Origin of the sequence: Nostoc sp. MG11 (assembly GCF_014904695.1) — a bacterium.
Classification (GTDB): domain Bacteria; phylum Cyanobacteriota; class Cyanobacteriia; order Cyanobacteriales; family Nostocaceae; genus Komarekiella.
Genome location: NZ_JACXXN010000025.1, coordinates 54478 through 74688 on the forward strand (window position 1 = coordinate 54478; position 20211 = coordinate 74688).

Consider the following 20211-nt stretch of genomic DNA (forward strand, 5'->3'; position numbering starts at 1 on the left):
CTCAAAAGCGACTATCCGGTTTCCTTAAGATGATTCTTTAAATTAATGGAAAATGTCAACCTTGTTAAACACACTTAAAGTTAATTCGCTCTTAGTTTTGATGTCAATTGTTACAACACAGTTCCAGTAATGAAAGTAGTTATAACCAGAATTCAAAGATAGGTATTTAACCAAGATATACGTAATTGATACCTCAAAATTCTGCTCTATTGTTATTAAAACGAGGATTTTTCATAGCTTGTACCTTGTAATAAAAAAGTAATTAATGGCGATGCCATGAGTGTAGTAATAATCGCCATAATAACCATGATCGTAAATAAAGTTGGAGTGATTATACCTTGTTCAAGACCAACATTGAGAATGATTAACTCCATTAAACCACGAGCATTCATTAATGAGCCAATAATCGCCGAATTACGCCAATCCTCACCCCCAAGCCTTGCTGCCAGTGTACAAGAAACACCTTTACCAAGAATAGCGATCGCAATAATTAAGATTGTTATTCCCCACAAAGTAGGTGTGTTTACCAGTCCAATTTGAGTATTAAGTCCAGAGAAAACAAAGAAAATCGGCAGTAGAAATGAAGTCGTAAAGAACTCGGTATATTGGCGAATTTGTTGGGCAAATTCTCCACGTGGCATCACTGCTCCAAGTACAAATGCACCGAATATCGCATATATGCCCGTGGCATCAGTAAACCAAGCGCAAAATGCCAAAACTATTAACAATAAAGTCAGGGTTTGCCTACTCACACCTGCATCACGTTTTGTCATGCGTGTGAAGATGCTAAGTATAGGTTGCCCTACAAAAATTGCAAACAATACATAAATAATGCCACCACCAATTGCTAAGACAGCAATGCTCATGGAATTTTTCACACTAGCAAGCACAATCGCTAGTAAACACCAGGCAACTCCATCATCAACTGATGCTGCACCTAAAGCTAAAGTACCAAAGCGAGTTTTTGCCAAACCGCGTTCGTAAATGATTCTAGCTAACATGGGAAAGGCGGTAATAGTCATCGACGCACCAAGGTATAAAGCAGCAGCCCAAGGTGTTACATTTGGTTGGAAAAAATTGCCATTGTTGTACAGCCAAAAAGAGGCGATCGCTCCTAAGATAAATGGAGTAATAATTCCGGCAGCAGATAGCAATCCCGCGCTTTTAATATGATGTTTTAAGAGTTTGGTATTAAACTCCAATCCAATCAAAAACATATAAATTGCTAACCCAATTTGGCTAATAGCATATAAAATCGACATTGATGGGTTAGGTATCTTGCTTCCTAGTGCAGTCAAAATAGGAAGTTTGGGAAACAGCCATTGCTGCAAATCTGGCGTTATCAAGCCCAAAAGTGATGGCCCTAACATCACACCTGCGATCATTTCACAAACAACATCGGTTTGACCTAGATAACGTCGTCCTAGAATCGTGACAATACGACAAGTGATTAAAATTATGGTGAGTTGCAGAAAGAGCTTGGTAACTAGGTCAAAATTCGACATTTTACTTCCTTGAGCACAAATTAAGAAGATATTGAGGGAGTTAAATATAGCACTTTTAAGTCAACAAGACACATCAGTAGAAAAACAACAGCAAAAGTACAGATACGTGAATTTTCGCGTCTCTTAAGACTAAGATTCCCGACTTCTTTAAGAAGTCGGGAATCTTAAAGTCGGGAATCTTGTTATTCAGAATATATGAAGATTTATAACCACTCCCCACCTCGGAAACGCCAACGGGGAAATATAATTCGCATGAGGCTTTGCGAAGTAATAAAAACTGCTAACCAAACAAAGCTGTAATGTACAAGAAAAGCTCCTGGCGATAGTTCTTCTTTTGCCAAAGGTATTGGTAAAAAGCCAAAAATTTTTATCCCACAGAAGACAAATAATAATTCCCAGATACCAGCTAAGAGTTGATAAACTGCGGGCCAATCCCTATCCCAGCGAGATTTTTGAAGATGGTTATAAAGTATATCCCAACCTAAGCCAAAGATAGCGATATAACTGAGAATCCAAAAATAAACTGAGTTAGCACCAGGCCCAACTAAGCCTATTGCAAAGGGCAAGGATACCAACACCCCGACAGTAGCAAGTAGTAATAATCGAGTTTGCCAACGACCTAATAAAGTTGGAGTCATAAAATTACTGAATAAAAAATAAAAATATGGGAGTTTTTTAGATTAGTTGTGAAATGCACTTTACTCCCATTCATATTCAAAAAACCAGCAAAAGTTTGGTGTTTTGTGCAAGGAAGGAAAATACAAAAGTAATTATATATTTAGGATGATCGCAATTTAGAATGATAAGCTGCTAATGGTTTCCAATTAAGTACATCCTCTAACAAAGCTTGATATCCTAGTGTATTAGGATGAAGACCATCTTCGCTCAAGCGTTTGAGTCGCCAAGCTTCACCGCGTTCCATCCATTGCTGGAAAATATCCAGATAGGGAATTTGCCGCTTGGAGCAAGCAATTTGAGTAGCTGTTTTATAGCGGTATTGTTCGGCATGATTGTAGTAAAAGCAATCTAGAAATGCCATTTTAGCTTCATTCACTGGAACCATGCCTACAAATAATACCGGACAGAGTTGCTGTGCCAAATCTAGTAAAGAAGCAATTTCCGATTCAAATATGGCAAAATCTGTATAATTGCGTCCATTAGGACGAGTTAACCGCGCTGAGTCATTCACACCTACTGATAGAATAATTAGGTCGGGAACACGATTTCGCAGTTCACCCCGATGGCGAAATTCCACTTCTAGCCTTTGTGCTACTTGCTGGGTGCGATCGCCTCGTACTCCTAAGTTATATAAAACATGACCGGGACTATCCGGCAACATCCACCACCGCCGCAGTTGCTCAACCCAGCCTCCTCTTTCCGGGTCGCCGAATCCATAGACTAAGCTATCTCCCAGTGCGATAATCTTCAAAGGCTGGCATTGATTTGGTGGTACAGACAGCTGCATTGAGGAAGTAGCTTGAAATGTTTGCATCTTAAAAAGAATATATTTTACATCTTTACAAGATTCTATACATTTCTACACCATTAATGAGTATTTTTACGCGTCATCTTGATAAGCGTTGACCAAGTAGGGGACTGCTGCATCTCGGCGCGGCCAATTCTGGGAAAGAAAGCGAACTAGCAAAGGCAATGTTACTAGCATCAGTAAGACACCTAACCACCAGTTAGAACGTAATTGTTCTAGACTATTCACGGCTGAGGTAGGATTCGACTCACTAGAGAAAAGTCCCATTGTCACCGCTAGAAAATTGTTCAATGCATGGCAAGCGATCGGTACAATCAGCGTGCGGGTTTTGATGTATAACACCCCCATGATTATCCCAAATATGGACAATCCCAAAACATTCGCGTGTAAAATTCCAAATAAAAGCGACGAAATGACCAAGGCTGATCGAATGCCCCACTTAGCCGCCCAGCGTTGTAAAATAATACCTCGGAAGAGAAATTCCTCTGTGATCGGGCCAATCACCACATAAACGATCGCTGCTAGCAAGTTGTCAAACAAAGGTGCAGTACTTCGGGGGGACGGATTAGTTGCAACCTGGCGGAGGACTCCCTCCACAAAGGAAGGTGCGACTAATAACAGTAGATAAAATGATACAAGGAAGGCACTGAGGGAAAACAGGATGGTGAGAATTACCAAGCCTACTGTATTTAACCACTTATGATTTTTGGGCACTCTACCTACGACGTACTTAAGATTAATTCCAAAGCGTTTGAAATCTGCCAGTTCCCAGAGGCAAAGCAACCCAAATATTAAGATGTAGAGGATCAAGGGTACAACTTGATTATTGAATTTAAAACCACTGATTCCTTGTATAAAGCCTAGTGTAAAGCCAAGACTCAACGAGATCAACAAACCTCGCAACAGCAAATTACGAACCTTGAGCTTACGGAACGGATTATCGAGATTTTGATCTGTCATAAATTAACGATGGGCGATCGCCTATAATTTCTTTACTTTCACTTAACTAAGGCGATTGATTCAACACCCACTTCAGCCATTGCCTATAGGAACTTATAATATTCAAATATTGGACTCCAGGCGCACGGGCGGCGACGAGTCCATCAACGGCAACTAACGCGGCGTACTGCAAGCCCAAAAAACTATCAACAGCTGCATAGGGGCCACCAAGGGTAATGGCCCCAGCTGCATACATCTGACCTCTGCCACTACGCATTTCTATCAACTCAAAATTGTTCGCCACAACCAACCGCCCCAAGTGATTCAGCGGCAAATTGTAATGTTTTACCAAATCGTCTAATAAAGGATTTGTTTCTACCTTGGCGTCGAGTCCAGTAGCATCAACAATAAAGTCAGCAGCCAGATTCATTTCTCCAAAACCTTTTTCCCGGATACGGGTAATAGTGCGATTTTGGGCATCCCGTTCTACACCCAGTACTTCACCAAAGGTAATTTGATACCAGCCTTCGCTCAGTCCTTGTTCTGTGATACGTTGCCAGTCGTGACGGTCAGCGGTGGTTGTACCGCCCCAGTCCGCTAGTAGGCGCTTGCGTTCATCAGGACTAGCTTTTTCTAATATGGTGCGGAGTTCACCGCCCCAACAGGCTTTAGGCCAGTTAAATGGTTGAAATTCGTAATGATTTTTGACTAGACGCTGGGCAGTTTGAAATTTATTACCTTGGGGTTTGGGCGATCGCATCAAATGCAAAACTGTAATATTCTGATTTTGCTTTCTTGCCTCATAAATGCGCTGAAAAACGCGCGAAGCGACAATCCCCCGCCCCCGAATCAACACCGTACCACCCTGTTGCTCTAGCTGCTGGTAAACATGATCGTGTGCCTCATAAGCATTCACGACCGACTTAAAATCTTGATATTTTTCTCTATAAGCTTGCAAATCTGGAAGAAACTGAATGGCTGGGTAGCCAGTAGCTAAATGTAAATAACGACTAACTAAAAAAGCATAATTTCCTGGGCCACGAGAATAGGCTACGCAATACCTGCCATCATCAGTTTTGCGAATTCCCCTAACTCGCCCATAGCGATAAATTTGATTCCAGCCAATGCGCTTCGCTTCTCGGTCGATGGAATCAAAGACATTACCTGCACGGGGTGTATAAGTTTCAGCAAATGTTGGTTCAGCAAATACCTGCCACAAATATCTGAATGCTGAGTTTATCTTGCCTTGGGTGAAATCATACCAAGATTCTCGCAGAGCATAGCTAGGCCAGCCCCAAATATTATCGGGACAAGAGTCAGAATTAGATCGTAGTCTTTCATGTAAGGGAATTTGCGAATTCATGCAGAGGCGCTTATAACGAGCATACGGCTCCCCCTCTAATCCCAAAGCCACAATCTTGTCGGCATGGACACCACTAATTCGCAGCAAATCAACCCAGACAAAGCTACCCAACCCCGCCCCAATCGCCAGATAATCAGATTCATCTACTGGTAAGCCTGTAGCATGAAGTGCTTGTACAACGACATTTTCCGCCTGAAAAGCTGGTGGTGGAAAATTGCTTCTTGAGGGTGTAGACAGCGCTGGGGATAAGCTGGGGTCTGGGAGATTAGTATTGGGGTTAAACTGAATTGTTGAAGGAGGGCTGGTGATTTGCGCGGATACATTGGTGGCAAATATTACCGCCATCATGTATGGGCCAATTTGCAGCACATCCCCATTAGTCAAAACACTGCGTGTTTGTTGTTGACCGTTGACAAATATACCGTTTACACTACCTTGGTCAATCACTACCAATTGGTTTTGTTCCCAGTCAATTAGGGCATGGTAGCGAGAAACTTCGTTACTATTAAGCAGCATTCTGGAGACGCGTTGTCCTCCAATTTCGGCAGGTAAGCGGGCGAATTCTCGACCAAAAGCGATGGGTAGATTTAACTTTGGTTCCCGCCGTTCTCCCGTTGCTGGATCTTCCCAACTTAATTGAATTTGTAAGTCATTTGTCATTTGTCATTTGTCAAGAGTCAAGGGTCAAGAGTCAAGGGTCAAGAGTCAAGGGTCAAGGGTCAGAGTCAAAGGTCATTAGTTATTCTTCCTATGTCCCTCTGCTCCCCCTGCCCCTCTGCCCCCCTTCTCCCCTCTTTCTAACTACTGGGTGCTACTAGCACACTGACTGCCGCAGCTAAAGATGTTCCGCACCAACGACAGCCAACTTGCAAATTCTCAGCAGGGGAAACTTTATGACATTTGGGACACTCTAAGCCATAAACTCCTTGAGGTGGTGCTGAAGGTTTGGGTTGATGATGGTGATGTCCTAGTTGCACTTGTGGCTGCTGATATGCCAGAGGTGTGGGTGAATGGAAGTTTGCCGCTTGTGCTTGCGGTGGTGTCAAAATTGTTGCTGGAATGCTGTTGATTGAAACGCTGGTGACTTGAAGTTTCGTTTGCCCTAAATAGATAACTGTGCCTTGAGTTAAAGGTCTTTCACCCTGGACTAGTTGCTGTCCATCTATCAGGGGGGGATTCTGCGATCGCAAATTTCTGATATAAAAGCGTTGTTGCTGGTTATGAAAAAAGATTTCAACGTGCAAACCAGATACGGTAGGGTTACTCAGAACAATGTCGCACCGGAGTGGATCGCGGCCTATGCGGATAGTGCCAGGATTTTTGCTTGGCTGTTGTTCGTAAATATTCTGAGTTTTATCTTGACCTGCATCGTGCCACTGTAAAGTTAGTGCGTTCATTGTTCTAACTTGGGTAACTCGTATTTAGCTACTTCAACTTCTTTCTGTGCGATTCCTAACACGATTGAGCAGAAGCAAGCAAGTATTTAGAACAAACTTCAACAAAATGATATTGAGAATCTATGCTTTATCTCGCAGATGCTAATTTATCTGCAATACGTGTGGTTTCTGGCAAGCGATACTTTGGTGTGCAGCGTAATACATAGTTAATTGCTGTTGGTAAGCTGACTCTATGACCACTGGAAATATAAACAGGTTTTACTCCTGTACGTGTTCGTAAAACTGCTCCAATTGTTTCACCTCGATGTGTTAGTGGTTGCAAACTTCCTCTGTTTTCTGGTAAATCTTCATGCTTGCCGATTAACAACGATTTTGCTACACCAATCGTCGGTATATCTATAATTAGCCCTAAATGGCTAGCTATACCTAATCTGCGAGGATGAGCAATTCCCTGACCATCACACAGGATGATATCTGGTATTATCTGAATCTTTTCTAGGGCATCAAGTACAGCAGGGATTTCCCGAAATGAGAGGAAACCAGGAATGTAAGGAAACGTAGTAGGACGACGTGCTAAACTCGTTTCGACTACTTGCAAATCGGGAAAACTCAGCACCGCCACCGCTGCACGGCTAATCGTTCCATCGGCTTCAAAACCCATATCCACGCCAGCAACGTACCGTACAGGTTCTTTGAATATATCTTCAGTAATTACCTGATTTCGCAACTTTTCTTGAATAGCGATCGCTTCTTCTACTGTTAGGGGCCAAGCATGAGGTTGATCAATCTTCATATTTAAAGTTGGAATTATGAAATGTTGCTTGTACCTGTAAACCGGGAATCCTGAGATAGAAGATTATTTTCTCAGCTTTTCTCTTTTACTGGTTATGACACAGCCTAATACTTTAGAACTTGCTAAACAAGGAGATGTACAGGCGATCGCATCTCTAATGAATCGCCACCTACAACCCAAAGGCATTACTGCGACGGTTGCGCTTCAAGATGCTTGCTTACAAGTAATGCTGGAATCTACTCAATTAATGAATCAGCAAGCTTTAATTACATTTGTACACAAAGGGATAACTGGTTTAGGTGCTGCATCTATAGAAAGAGTGGAAGTTTACGCATACCAAACAGGTGAGGAGTTTCCTGTTTGGAGTCAAGAATTTAATCTAGGTGTAACAAGAGCAGAATTAGAAGCAGTAATTCATGAACAGCCTTCCACCAATCCTCAAATTGTCTCTATTTCTATTAATTTAAATGGTGATACTGTACGCGGATTAACAACCCAAAATTTTGAAAGTCTTGCAAATAAAATGACAAATGATATTTTTTCATCATGTAAGAATATGTTTATTCAAAAGGTGAGTATTAGTAACGGTATATCTGTGATTACAATTGAACGCTAGTGTTTTAATATTTTGTGGATAATGTTTGACACAATATAATCGGAAAGTAAAAAAACACTCCATTTCTAGTAATAGGTATTTTATGAAATCACTTAAAAATATTCAAGCCTTTATCAAGGGATTAGCTAACTCTGGAGTTATTGAAGATGCTATAGAGCTTGGTCAGCATATATGGGAACATTTCACGAATGACTATAATCTCGGTTACTCTGATGATAGCCCAGGCGTGATTGCCAAAACGCTGCACAGAATGAATACAGGTTTTGCCCCCCGGATTGCTTTAGTTGGAATGACCTCGGCTGGAAAGTCTAGCTTAATCAATGCACTTTTTGGTAAATCAATTGCAGAAGTTCGGCGTACTGCTGACACCACGGTCTGTGTTATTACAGCCGAATTCCCTAGTGGCTTACTAATTTATGATACTCCAGGAATTGGAGGCGATGAGGAGCTTGGATATGAAAACATTACTCGGCTATTTTTGGGTATTTCACAAGAGGAAGATGCTAAACAATTTTCCTGTGTACCCTTTCAGGAAAAAACTCATGAAGTAATTGAATTGTCTGCTGACCAATTGGTTCAATTACCACCATTAGATGCAGTTTTAGTGGTAGCTAATATCTCAAGTACTTTAACCAAATATGAAAAGCGGGGATTAAAGACATTTTTCCTTCAGCTTAAAAATCAGTATCAGGGACGTATCGTTGTAGCTGGTACTCATATCGATGAACTAAACAAACTTAGTAATCAGGAACTTCAAGGACAGTTAGATAGTTATAACCGAGTCTTTGAGAATCAGCTAATACCAGTTTCTTCTATCTCTGGAGAGGGTTTATCAGAGCTAGTTATTAATCTTTTTCGCATAATGCCTCAAAAAGTTTCTCCTGCAAAGCTTCAGGAATCATTGACAAATGCTAGGAGGCTGAATCGTCTTCAATTCGTGATTACAGAATCTAGTAATTTATTGGCAGAGATTATCCTTCTTAAAGGAAACCAAGCTGATGATATTAAAGCATCCTATTTATGGCTGTTTGCGCTTATCTGCAAGCAATACTCTGTTGATGAAGATACGTGGTTGAAGTGCAATGGAGATGCTTTAAAGATAGGGTCTAAGGCTCATAAGAAGGGAATACGCGAATACAAAACTCCTCGTCTTCCAAAAGGTCTTTGGGAAAAAGTACAAGCATTTTTATTCGGGGCAAAGTTTGAGAAAGATGCGGAAGAACATAAACAGATAGGAGTAGAAGGACTCAAAGAGTTATTGCCAGGAATTTATGGACTTTTACATGAATTCGCTGATGTTTATAATCCTGAGCTATCAGATCAAGCAATTCGCTTAAAAGTTAATGCTCAAGCTAATGAGATTGAGTCTCTTGTAGAACAGAATAAAGTTGAAGAGATTGCTTATCTGATTGGAGAAATACTACAAGAACTTCTCGTTGCTTCATAATGTTTAATGTCTGCTTTACTTTGAAGAATTATATTTCCAGAACTTAAGAATATTTTTGTGGGTAGTGATCGCTCCTCAAAGTTAAGCTAGAAAAAGCAGTGCGATCGCCTATCCTTATGAATGAAGGGCGATATTCCTACATTAACGACGATAAATTATCATGCTGAATGGACTCAGGCAAAAGGCGATCGTCAAGCCTGGTGGTGTAGTAGAAATCTGTTCTCCAGAACTTCCAGCAGGCGCAACTGTAGAGGTGATAGTACTTCTAGAATCACCCCTGAAGCAATCTGAAAAGCCTCTAACTAGCTTTCTCGGATCTGCTAGAGGGAGTTTTGCCACTCCAGAAGAAGTCGATAAGTTTATTCGCCAAGAACGGGATGCATGGAAATCTTAGATCAGGGTATCCCTAGTTTATCGGTGGTTTTACTGTCTCAGATTAATTCTCCCTAGCTAACATAGAAGAAAAGCAATTTCGCTCCTGAAGCTAGCCATGACACAAAGACAGACGCGGCGCAATTTCTTAATGACCACCGCTGCTGTAACGGGTGGTATTGTGGCAACTACTGCTTTACAACAAAATGCCACAAACACCGCTACACCGCCAGCAATGATGCCAGAAAGAGTACTGGGACGCACGGAAGTAAAAGTACCTATCTTCGGATTGGGTGGAGCGGGACAAACGCCGCTATCTTGGGAAGGAAAAGAGCGTGATGCTGTGGCAATTATTCAAAGAGCATTAGAACTTGGCATTCGCTACTTTGATACTGCGGCTAGTTATGGGCCAAGTGAAGATTATTTAGGCAAAGTGCTACCACCCCATCGCTCAAAGCTATTTTTAACAAGTAAGACTGATAAAAGAGACAGGGATGGTGCATGGCGAGAATTGGAGCGATCGCTTAAACGTCTCAACACAGATTATCTTGATTTGTGGCAATTGCATCATGTCTCTTTTTCTGAAGAATTGGACACCATCTTTAGTGCATCTGGTGCAATTAAAGCTATGGAAGAGGCAATACAGCAGAAGCTTGTACGCTTTGCAGGTATTACCGGACATCATGATCCTGAAGTGATTGCTGAATCACTGCGCCGCTATCCCTTCCACACTACACTGATTCCTGTTAACGCCGCCGACAAGCACCACCCGCGTCCGTTTATTCCAGTAGTTCTACCAGTAGCTCAAGAAAAGAATGTCGGTGTGATTGCAATGAAAGTCCCGGCTTACGGACGGCTATTTAAACCAGGTGGGTTGACAGGTATGCAGCAAGCTTTGGGATACACAATGTCTCAGCCTGGGGTTCATTGTTGCGTGATTGCGGCAGAAACAATTGCACAATTAGAAACTAATGTCAAGATAGCGCGGGCTTTTCAACCCCTCAAGGAGCAAGAACTGACTGCGATCGCTCAACAAACTGCTGGTATTTGGGAAGATGGTACATTTTTTCGTGCTTGGACTTAAGGCAATCTTGCAGATATTACAAGGTGATCGCTCAGTCTTAACAATCTTTCTGATAATATTGGGTTGCTTGTGACATATTTAGGTGCAAAAGCTTCTGTACCCCTAACTCATATCGAAAACTAGGTTTATAAGGTGAGATATTCAAACTGCGAATAATCTCCGCTGCTACAGCCTTTGCTAGTAGGGGTGGGACAGAGTTACCAACTTGCCGGAATCCGTGCCATTTTGTCACATGAAATCTAAACCAGTCGGGATATGAATGCAGCCTCGCCGCTTCCCTAACTGTGATACAGCGGGGTGTAGATGGGTGAATCGGTCTAGGAGAAGTAAAAGAACCTTTATGCATATCTGTTCCTGCTCTGAGGGTGTTACAGACACCAGCAGGATGCAGTTTATGAAAACGACTAATCGGCTCTCTTTCCCCCTGAGTTGTCGCAGCGAAGCGTTCAATAGTTTCTATTGAGTGTTTTGTGCGGAGACTTGAAGAGAGAATTCGGGAATCGAATTCACGTTCGTAGGAATAATCATCTGCTAAAGTGCTGATACGGCGAAGTGTGAGAGCGTAATTACTAGGCTTGCCGTACTCCGCGATTACCCAATCTCTTTTTAGTAATTCTGAATATTTTTCTACTTCTGGTAAATCTCCAATTGCGTCCCACACTGTCGGGCCATTTGGAAGAACAGATAAATTTTTGGATGTAGAATTATCTGGTAACGCTTGTTTGGTAATTGGTTGAGGATATTTCGGTAACTCGACATCTTCCCTTGCGCCCAAAAGAAATAATCTCTCGCGAGACTGTGGTACTCCATAATAGGCAGCATTTAAAACTTGATAATTTTCCTCGACTTGATAGCCATAAATTTTAAACTCTTCAATCAAGGTTCTGAGAATTTGTTTATGTTCACCGACTGTGATTCCCCGAACATTTTCCATTACAAAAAATTTCGGTTGTAAGTCCAAAACCAGCCGATGAAAGTGAAATACAAGTGAGTTTCGCGGGTCATCGAAAGCCCGTTTACCAATTAGTGAAAATCCTTGACATGGTGAGCCGCAAATTACGGCATCAATCTCACGATCGCCAATTTCAGATCTATATCTAATTTCTTGTCCTGTGGTGTCCACAACACTTTTGCATAACACTGAGCAAAAGGGAAAGTTAAACTCATGTGTTGCACAATGGATGGGGTCTATTTCTACAGATGCCAACACATCAAAGCCAGCCTGTTCAAAGCCGAGGGTCATTCCGCCCGCACCTGCGAACAAGTCAACTGCGATCGGTCGTTGTTTTCTCACTTCATGAGCCATGACACCTCAACATAATTTGTAATTGATAATTCGTAATTCGTAATTACCTTATGCATAAATGCGGGTTCCGACAAAAACAGGTGCTTCGCACTTATTTTATTCATAAGTGAATTGATTTTCTATCTAAAATTACGAATTACGAACTACGAATTACGAATTATTTGGTAGCATTTGCAAGATTTCTTGAGCAGCGCGATCACACACTCCAACTTCTCCCAAACACTGCCGCATTTGGTCATAATCTGCCAAAGTTTGCTGTATGCGTTCAGGATTTAATAGTAATTCCATCACTGCTTGGGTAATATTCTCTGGTGTAGCTTGCTCTTGTAAGAACTCTGGTACAATCGGCTTCATCAATACTAAATTGGGTGGCGAGGCAAAAGGTATAGAACCTTTGAGGATTTTCCGAGCAATCCAAACACTAATCGGATTCAAGCGGTACACCACAACTTGCGGCACATTTAACAGGGCAAGTTCTAGGTTAACAGTGCCAGATTTAGTAATGGCGAAATCAGCAGCGGCAAATACTTCTTTTTGTTGTTGATTTGATACAACTGTAGCCCGCAGACCGTACCGCTCAATTGCTTGCTCAATTGGCTGTCTATAAATTTCTAGAGACAGAGGAATCCAAAAATGAACTTCTGGTAATTTAGCCTGAACAGTTTGAGCAGCTTGGAAAATAACTGGTAAAAGATATTTTAGTTCTTGGCGGCGAGAAGCGGGGAGGAGGGCGATCGCAGTTTGTTCCGGTGTAATTCCCAATTTTGCCCGCGCCTCTTGGCGACTAGGGGCGTTTTGTATCCTGTCAACTAAAGGATGCCCTACCCAGCTCACTTTTGCGCCTTTTTCCCGAAAGTAACGGGCTTCTTCTGGGAAAATTGCCAACAGCTTGTCTGTAAAGCTGACAATTCGGGCAGTATTACGTACATTGACTGCCCAAACCCACTCTTGAGGAGCTATGTAATACACTACAGGCACTTGTGGCAAATGCTGTTGCAGATAAGTACCAATACCGAGATTCGGCCCCATGTAATCAATCAGTACCACTAAGTCAGGTGGATTTTGCTTCAGGTAGGCGATCGCCTGTCGTTGTACCTTAAGAGTGGGCAAAATATAAGGCAGGCTTTCTAGAATACCCATTGAGCCAATACTACTGGTATTACCCAGCAAGGTTGCTCCTGCCTCTAGCATTTTTTCGCCGCCTAGTGCCACAATTTCTAATTCCAAACTAGCAGCAGCAGCTTGACGCTTAAGGGCTGCAATTAGCAGCGAACCTTGCAAATCGCCAGACACTTCGCCAGTGCTGATAAATATCCGCATTTGATAATTAGTAAAAATTAGAAGTTCAGATTTAAAAATTGAGAAGTTAGGAATTAGGGATGAGATTTCACTCCTAACTCCTAACGCGTAACTTAGGATTCATCACTCACGCCTGGTTTACTCTTTGCGGGAACCAAACCACGTCTTCCTGGCATCTGAGAAAGTAGCAGGAAGCGACGTAAGTACTGTAGTTGTTCAGTTTCTCCTAGCAGTTCCAGCTGTTCCAAAGCGTCCTTAAAAGTCAAGTTAGAACGGTAGAGAATGCGGAAGGCTTTTTTCAGAATTTGTAATTCGCTTGAGTCCATACCAGAGCGTTTGAGTCCAACAAGGTTGAGGGTTCTCACCCGCGCCGGATTTCCTTCTACCAGCATATATGGGGGCACATCCCGGTCAATACGTGTCATACCGCCTACCATTGAGTGTCTGCCAATATGCACAAATTGATGGACACCCAAAACCCCACTCAGCCTAGCGCGTGACTCTATATGAACGTGTCCCGCTAAAGCTACAGAGTTGGCAATCACTACCTGGTCTTCAATAATGCAATTATGGGCTACATGAACGTAAGCCATCAGCAAGTTACCGTCACCAATCACGGTTGCTTCACCAGCACCGGTAGCGCGATTAATAGTAACGTACTCACGAATCAAGTTGTTATCACCAATTTTTACCCAGGTTGGTTCTCCCACAAATTTGAGATCCTGGGGTTCCATGCCGATAGCTGCACCTGTGAAAATCTGATTTCGCGCCCCAATCTCACAAGGCCCTTCTAGCACTACATGAGCACCAATTATAGTTTCAGGGCCCACTTTTACATTTGCGCCAATCACAGCATAAGCACCGACTTGCACTGTTGAGTGTAGTTCCGAGTTAGGATGAACTACAGCAGTTGGATGAATAAGCGTCTTCAAGGGTGAATCTCCAGAACTGTCTTAGGTAGCCAGCGCCCTTCCTTTAGGGAACGACTTCGCCATTTTACAAAGTTTGGGAAACCCTTCTCTAGGAATGGCTCACTGTACTTTGGTTGCCATTGAGGCGACTGGCGTTGCTGAGCTTTAAAGTATTGAGTAAACGAAAGTGTCGGGCAAAGCAAGTTAAGTGTGTTCGGGCAGCATCTCCGTCAGGAGAAGAGAGGGGAGTCGAAAATCAAGAGATTATTAAGATGCTCTCGTGGCTTGTTTTTTACTGTTATCCTCGTTCAGGTTTCAGTAATAGTACTTCACGGCTGCACTCACACCACAACAGCAAATTTTTAGTTAATGAGAGAAAACATCAATTCGCCTTCAGTAGCAATTTGACCGTCAACCTCAGCAATAGCTCGCATTTTGCTAAAACGACGTTGTTTTACCCATAACAGTTCCACGGTCATCACTAGCTGATCCCCTGGTACAACTTGGCGACGGAAACGGACTTTATCGATACCAGCAAAAACGAACAGTCCATCTTCAAATCCTGGCATTTGCTTTAGAATAATGCCCCCAACCTGTGCCATTGCTTCTACAATTAGCACTCCTGGCATCAGTGGTCTTCCTGGGAAATGCCCTTGAAAATGGGGTTCGTTGACGGTAACGTTTTTAACGCCCACAGCTCGTTTATTTGGTACGTAGTCGATAATCCGGTCTAGAAGTAAAAATGGGTAGCGGTGGGGTAGCAGTTTTTGAATTTCTTCAGATAAGAGAGTCGTTTGAATCTCAGATGTAATTTTAGTCTCATTGGTAGCTTCTTGTTCGGTAGATGTCGGTATATTAGTATCGGTGCTGTTCACTTTGGTAAGGATTGACATTGGCAGTATAGTTAATTTTTAATCTGAGAACGTAAGTAGGCGTGAGTTAAAACCCTTTGAGGTTTTTATTACCTAGACTTTAGCTTTGAGAAGCTAAAATCCTGTGCGCTAGTTGAATGTGTAAATTATGACTGGCTTTATACGCCAAGAAATGAGCGCGAGGAAAAATTCCTAGTAAACTCAAATCTCCTACTAAATCCAAGATTTTATGACGCACTGGCTCATTTGCAAATCTTAATGGTGGATTTAGCCAACCTTCGGGCCCACAAACAAGTGCATTATCCAAACTGCCACCTTTGATTAACCCTGACTGTTGTAGATGTTCGATTTGATACAGCAATCCAAAGGTACGGGCAGGAGCAATTTCCGCAGCAAAGCTGGCAGAAGCATTTCCTAGATCGACAGCTGGCGACCAACTGTGCCATTGATTACCAATAGCAGGGAGATCGAAGTCAATTCCGTAACTAAAACGGGTTTCTGCTGCGGGTAGAGCACAAGCAAAAGCATCGCCTTGATATACATATATTGGCTCTTTAATAGCCAAGGAAATTTGATTGTTAGTTGTTTGTGATACCAAGCCAACTTGAGCAATATCGGCTGTCCACACCCTTGCTGAACCATCTAAAAGCGGTACTTCTGGCCCATCAATTTCAATGCGAGCGTTATCCACACCCATACTTGAAAGTGCTGCCAATAAATGCTCGACTGTGCAAACGTATACCTCACCTTTACCAAGCTGAGTTGAGAGAACAGTTTGACTAACCGCCGCAACTTGGGCTGGAATAATCGGTAAATCCGGCAAATCCACCCGCACAAAGTAGCGCCCACTTCCTGCCTCAGCTGGTAGTATCCGTACATGGGTACTCACACCACTATGCAGACCCACTCCTGTTTGAGTGATTTCCGCAGCTAAAGTGTGCTGTTGCATAGACAAAAATTTAATATATGTTGTTTGGTAGTGTTCATGGTTAGTTTGAGCCAAACCCTGATATGTGACTAAAAATGTCACTGGTACCTGTATCGAAATAGTATTAAGGCAAATGTAAAAATTAGCAAGCTAATAAAAAACAGAATGGTCAAAAGTCAAGGGTCAAAATTTTGACTTTTGACTCCTGACTAACTTAAAACCTTTCACCAATACCAAAGTTGATGCGACTATCACCGTCATCGTTAATGCCGTAGTCAATGCGAATTGGCCCTAATGGCGACTGCACGCGCACGCCAAGACCGTAGCCGTAGCCGCTGCCGCTTTTGTTCAAAACCTCAGCTGTCCTAGTACTAGTTCCCAGGTCAGTGCCAAGATCAAAAAACAGTGCGCCGCTGACTACTGAGAAAACTGGGAAGCGATACTCAACAGATGCTTGTACGTAGCTGCGTCCACTACCTAGCGCTCCTTCTTCATAACCACGGACGGAGTTGCTACCACCAAGAGTAAAGGCTTCGTAGGGCGGCAAGTCACCAAGGATAGTTCCCGCTTGCAAGTTAAATGCTAGGGTTTGTGGCCCTTTGGTGAAGTTGGTAAAGCTTACGGGTAAATATTGGCTGTAGCTGCCTCTTAATCTGGTGAGGAAAATGCTACCTAGTCCTATTGGCACTGACTGATCGACTCCAAAACGCAGATAAGAACCGCTGGTGGGTTGTAAAGGATTATTACGGCGATCGCGCTGTGCCCCTAATTGAACTAACACTAAATCGTCTTCACCTTCCCCAGAGAAGCTAAGAGGAACTGTTGTGCCAGGGCGGAGGGTTCCATCATCATTAAATATTGCTCCTTGCCTTCTCAGGTCGCCATCACGATCGCGGGTGGAAACTCGTTGATACTGTAAACCTGCTGAAGCCGTCCATTCTGAAGGTCTGTAGGGATTGGCGCTCAAAGGACGGGTAAAGGTGATACCGCCACCTAAACGAAGAACACGGGGGCGATCGCCTTCATCTGTTTGCCCTTCTTGAAAAGTCCTAATGTCGTCATCTTTGCCATCAAAGATTAACGAAATGGAACTGCGACGAAAAATATTGGCAGTATAAGAAGTCCGGTAAGGATCTCCCGCAATCCAGGGATCTGTAAATCGCAGATCAAACAGCAGTTCTCGCTGTCCCACTTGCACCTCTGCTCCCAGTTTTTGGTTTCTGCCGTTCAGGTTTTGCTGCTGATAGCTAACAGTACCAAATAGTCCACTGGCAGAACTAAACCCAGCTCCAGCGGCAATAGAACCACTGCTACGCTCAGCCACATTCACTACTACATCGACTTTGCTGGGGTCAGTACCAGGATCAAGGGAGACATTCACATCTTCAAACAGTCCCAGTCCGTATATCCGCTGTAAGTCTCTTTGCACTGTGTTGCGGTTGAATACTTGTCCGGGCTTCAACTCCACTTCTCGCGTAATAATATACTCCTGTGTCCGACCCCGAATCGGTTGTCCCTTTTCGTCTGTCTCCTGACCCTCTTTATTACGGAACCGGACTCTAATATTCTCGACTACACCTTCTGCTACTTGTAGTGTCACAACTCCGTTTTCAGCAACTTGTGGCGCTCCAATTACGTTGGCTAGCACATAACCTTGATCTTGATATCGCTTGGTTAACTGCTTGATGCCTTCCTGTAAGTCACGCAAGTTGAGAATTCTGCCGTACTGTTCGCGAAAGATTTCATCCACCGTATTAGCAGGGATTACAGAGGCTACCCCAGTGCCAGGATTGGCTTGCACTTGCACTTTAGACAAAACGGGGTTTGGCTGTACGATAAAGCTCACGCGCACTCCTAAAGGGGTATCTTCTGGAGTTGCCTGAACGTTGGAGAAGAAGCCAGTACCAAAGATGGCGTTAATATCTTCTTGCAGTTGGGAGCGGGTTGTTGTTCGCCCTGGTTGGGTACGAATGACTCTGTAAACTTGACTTTCTAGTTCCGGTGATAATTGTCCTGTCTGAGATGTGATTGCTACCTCCGATACCAACACACGAGGCTCATTTGCTTCCGGGGTAGGAGATGGCTGTTGAGTATTTCCTGGTGTTGTAGGGAATGCAGGCGGATTGACGTTTTCCTGACTGGGAGTGGTGTCAGGTGTTGAGAAAGGAGCTTGTTGCTGAGTTCCTGGGGCTGGCGCTGGAATTTCTGGAGCGGGAGACGGCTGTTGAGTATTTCCTGGTGTTGTGGGGACTCCAGGTGTTGCTGCGGGTGGGTCGAAGTTTTCTTGACCAGGAGTGATGCCAGGCGTTAAGAAAGGCGTTTGCTGTTGATTCTCTGGGGATACAGGTGTAGGCGCAGGCGGATTGCCATTGTTCAGATTTGGAGTGCTGCTAGGGGTTGAGGAAGGTGTTTGTTGTTGAGTAGCTGGGGGTGAAATTTCTGGAGTAGGAGACGGCTGTTGAGTAGGATTTTGGTTGATTTGAGGAGTTTGTGCAGTTTTTGGCGTCGTGGCGGTTGGCACTATTATTTCTGATGTCGCCAGCGATGCTGAGTTGATTGTTAATGCTTTGACAGATGGAGATTGGAGAGAATCTATCTTTGAAACCTCTTTTGGTTTGAGGCGAGATTTCAGCCTTTCAATAGAGTGACTCCGATCGCTGTCTTTTTCTAGTTGCTGATTTGTTTCTAGGGTAGAAACCTCTGTTGTCTGTTTTAAACTGTCAGCGGTTTGTGCATTTGCACTTAATGAGCCGCCCAAAGGGGCTGCAATTGCCACCGCTGCTACCAATACGGGGGATAAACGCATTTTATTTACATTCCTCTTCACGACCACACACCATTACGGACTTGTCATTTGTCATTTGTCCTTTGTAACTAATGACAAATAACAATGGGCAATCCACACGAGTTTAGTTTATTTTTGCCCACTAATTATTACTTTCTACTGCTTTTAGGACTCTTTGTAAGACCTCCTGGTAGGCATTCTCTACATTTCCTAAGTCTCGACGGAAACGGTCTTTGTCCATTACTCGGCGCTTAGAGTCACCTTCTGCTGTATCCCACAAACGGCAGGTGTCGGGGCTAATTTCATCTGCCAAGAGCAACTGCTGTTGTGAGTCCAAACCAAACTCTAGTTTGAAGTCTACTAGGGTAATGCCGCACCGCTGCCAAAAGTCTCTGAGAAACTCGTTGATTTGTAGTGCTAGATGTATAATAGCGTCCACTTGTTCCGGGGTGGCTAGTTCCATTAGGTACAGGCGATCGCGTGTCAGCAAAGGATCTCCCAATTGATCATTTTTATAATAAAACTCTACCAAAGGCTGTTTCAGAACTGTGCCTAGCGGCAACCCCGTTTGCTGGCACAGGCTTCCAGCAGCAATATTTCTGACAACTACTTCTAATGGCAAAATCTTGACTGCTCTGACTCGCATCTGATTAGGAGCAGGGCTGTCAATAAAGTGAGTTTTAATGCCATGCGCCTCCAACTGCTGAAATAGCTGGCTGGAAATAATACAGTTAATTTTTCCCTTTCCTTGGATGCTGCCACGCTTTTGGGCATTAAACGCAGTGGCATCGTCTTTAAAATCAGCCAACAAGACTTCTGGATCGTCCGTTGTATAGAGAATTTTTGCTTTGCCTTCGTATAGCTTGGAATTAACAGACATGATGGCAGATAAAATTTTAGGCGATTAGCAGCTTTTGTCCTTTTAGGCTTCACCATTTTATCTTTAGTTATTAGCCATTGGCCATTTAGTCGGTTAACACTGGTTTGGTAGCCAGGACCACAAAACTCCTAGATCACATCTAACTTTTAACAGACGACAATTATTTTTGATACGTGATATGTTCTACATGCGTCCTTCTATATACTTAGTTGTAATTATTTTTGCAGA

Annotated in this window: 18 protein-coding genes; 4 read left to right on the forward strand and 14 right to left on the reverse strand. The window is 43.1% G+C overall.

The annotated features are described in order from the left end of the window. Positions 1-215 precede the first annotated feature (215 nt). The 7 genes from HCR01_RS25900 to nfi form a co-directional block, all read right to left on the reverse strand. Positions 216-1505: a cation:proton antiporter gene (locus tag HCR01_RS25900; RefSeq protein WP_193198930.1), complete on the reverse strand. Its 1290-nt coding sequence runs from the start codon at positions 1503-1505 to the stop codon at positions 216-218. Between the two features lie 203 nt (positions 1506-1708). Further along, positions 1709-2143 (reverse strand): hypothetical protein, encoded by a 435-nt coding sequence (locus HCR01_RS25905; RefSeq protein ID WP_193198931.1) that lies wholly within the window; start codon positions 2141-2143, stop codon positions 1709-1711. Positions 2144-2283: 140 nt separating this feature from the next. After that, positions 2284-2997, reverse strand: coding sequence for a GDSL-type esterase/lipase family protein (locus tag HCR01_RS25910; RefSeq protein WP_193198932.1), 714 nt, complete (start codon positions 2995-2997; stop codon positions 2284-2286). A gap of 66 nt (positions 2998-3063) precedes the next feature. Then, on the reverse strand, positions 3064-3951 hold the full coding sequence (locus HCR01_RS25915) for a CPBP family intramembrane glutamic endopeptidase (RefSeq protein ID WP_193198933.1): 888 nt from the start codon (positions 3949-3951) through the stop codon (positions 3064-3066). 46 nt (positions 3952-3997) lie between these two features. Continuing rightward, on the reverse strand, positions 3998-5953 hold the full coding sequence (locus HCR01_RS25920) for an FHA domain-containing protein (RefSeq protein ID WP_193198934.1): 1956 nt from the start codon (positions 5951-5953) through the stop codon (positions 3998-4000). A gap of 137 nt (positions 5954-6090) precedes the next feature. Then, complete coding sequence (locus HCR01_RS25925; RefSeq protein ID WP_193198935.1) at positions 6091-6690, reverse strand: FHA domain-containing protein; 600 nt, start codon at positions 6688-6690, stop codon at positions 6091-6093. Between the two features lie 127 nt (positions 6691-6817). Next, on the reverse strand, positions 6818-7483 hold the full coding sequence (gene nfi / locus HCR01_RS25930; protein ID WP_193198936.1) for a deoxyribonuclease V: 666 nt from the start codon (positions 7481-7483) through the stop codon (positions 6818-6820). Positions 7484-7577: 94 nt separating this feature from the next. Between nfi and HCR01_RS25935 the strand changes: the two genes are divergently transcribed. The 4 genes from HCR01_RS25935 to HCR01_RS25950 all read left to right on the forward strand — a co-directional run bounded on the left by HCR01_RS25935 (position 7578) and on the right by HCR01_RS25950 (position 11002). Further along, on the forward strand, positions 7578-8099 hold the full coding sequence (locus HCR01_RS25935; RefSeq protein ID WP_193198937.1) for a hypothetical protein: 522 nt from the start codon (positions 7578-7580) through the stop codon (positions 8097-8099). Between the two features lie 82 nt (positions 8100-8181). Beyond that, positions 8182-9546 (forward strand): GTPase, encoded by a 1365-nt coding sequence (locus tag HCR01_RS25940; RefSeq protein WP_193198938.1) that lies wholly within the window; start codon positions 8182-8184, stop codon positions 9544-9546. 160 nt (positions 9547-9706) lie between these two features. Then, a complete protein-coding gene (locus HCR01_RS25945) occupies positions 9707-9940 on the forward strand; it encodes a hypothetical protein (RefSeq protein ID WP_193198939.1) in 234 nt (77 codons plus the stop codon). A 96-nt stretch (positions 9941-10036) separates the two neighbouring features. Then, positions 10037-11002 carry an aldo/keto reductase gene (locus HCR01_RS25950; RefSeq protein WP_193198940.1) on the forward strand — a complete coding sequence of 322 codons (966 nt, stop codon included), beginning with the start codon at positions 10037-10039 and terminating at the stop codon, positions 11000-11002. Between the two features lie 37 nt (positions 11003-11039). Here HCR01_RS25950 and HCR01_RS25955 read toward each other — a convergent pair whose 3' ends face one another. The 7 genes from HCR01_RS25955 to purC all read right to left on the reverse strand — a co-directional run bounded on the left by HCR01_RS25955 (position 11040) and on the right by purC (position 19983). Continuing rightward, complete coding sequence (locus HCR01_RS25955) at positions 11040-12308, reverse strand: DNA cytosine methyltransferase (protein WP_193198941.1); 1269 nt, start codon at positions 12306-12308, stop codon at positions 11040-11042. A gap of 150 nt (positions 12309-12458) precedes the next feature. Continuing rightward, on the reverse strand, positions 12459-13628 hold the full coding sequence (gene lpxB / locus HCR01_RS25960) for a lipid-A-disaccharide synthase (protein WP_193198942.1): 1170 nt from the start codon (positions 13626-13628) through the stop codon (positions 12459-12461). Positions 13629-13720: 92 nt separating this feature from the next. Beyond that, a complete protein-coding gene (gene lpxA, locus HCR01_RS25965; protein WP_193198943.1) occupies positions 13721-14539 on the reverse strand; it encodes an acyl-ACP--UDP-N-acetylglucosamine O-acyltransferase in 819 nt (272 codons plus the stop codon). A gap of 341 nt (positions 14540-14880) precedes the next feature. Beyond that, on the reverse strand, positions 14881-15411 hold the full coding sequence (fabZ, locus tag HCR01_RS25970; protein WP_193198944.1) for a 3-hydroxyacyl-ACP dehydratase FabZ: 531 nt from the start codon (positions 15409-15411) through the stop codon (positions 14881-14883). A 79-nt stretch (positions 15412-15490) separates the two neighbouring features. Then, positions 15491-16339 (reverse strand): UDP-3-O-acyl-N-acetylglucosamine deacetylase, encoded by an 849-nt coding sequence (lpxC, locus tag HCR01_RS25975; protein WP_193198957.1) that lies wholly within the window; start codon positions 16337-16339, stop codon positions 15491-15493. 193 nt (positions 16340-16532) lie between these two features. Continuing rightward, the gene (locus HCR01_RS25980; protein WP_193198945.1) at positions 16533-19124 is read right to left on the reverse strand and encodes a BamA/TamA family outer membrane protein; all 2592 of its coding nucleotides are present in this window, start codon (positions 19122-19124) and stop codon (positions 16533-16535) included. 121 nt (positions 19125-19245) lie between these two features. Next, a complete protein-coding gene (gene purC, locus HCR01_RS25985) occupies positions 19246-19983 on the reverse strand; it encodes a phosphoribosylaminoimidazolesuccinocarboxamide synthase (RefSeq protein ID WP_193198946.1) in 738 nt (245 codons plus the stop codon). Positions 19984-20211 lie beyond the last annotated feature (228 nt).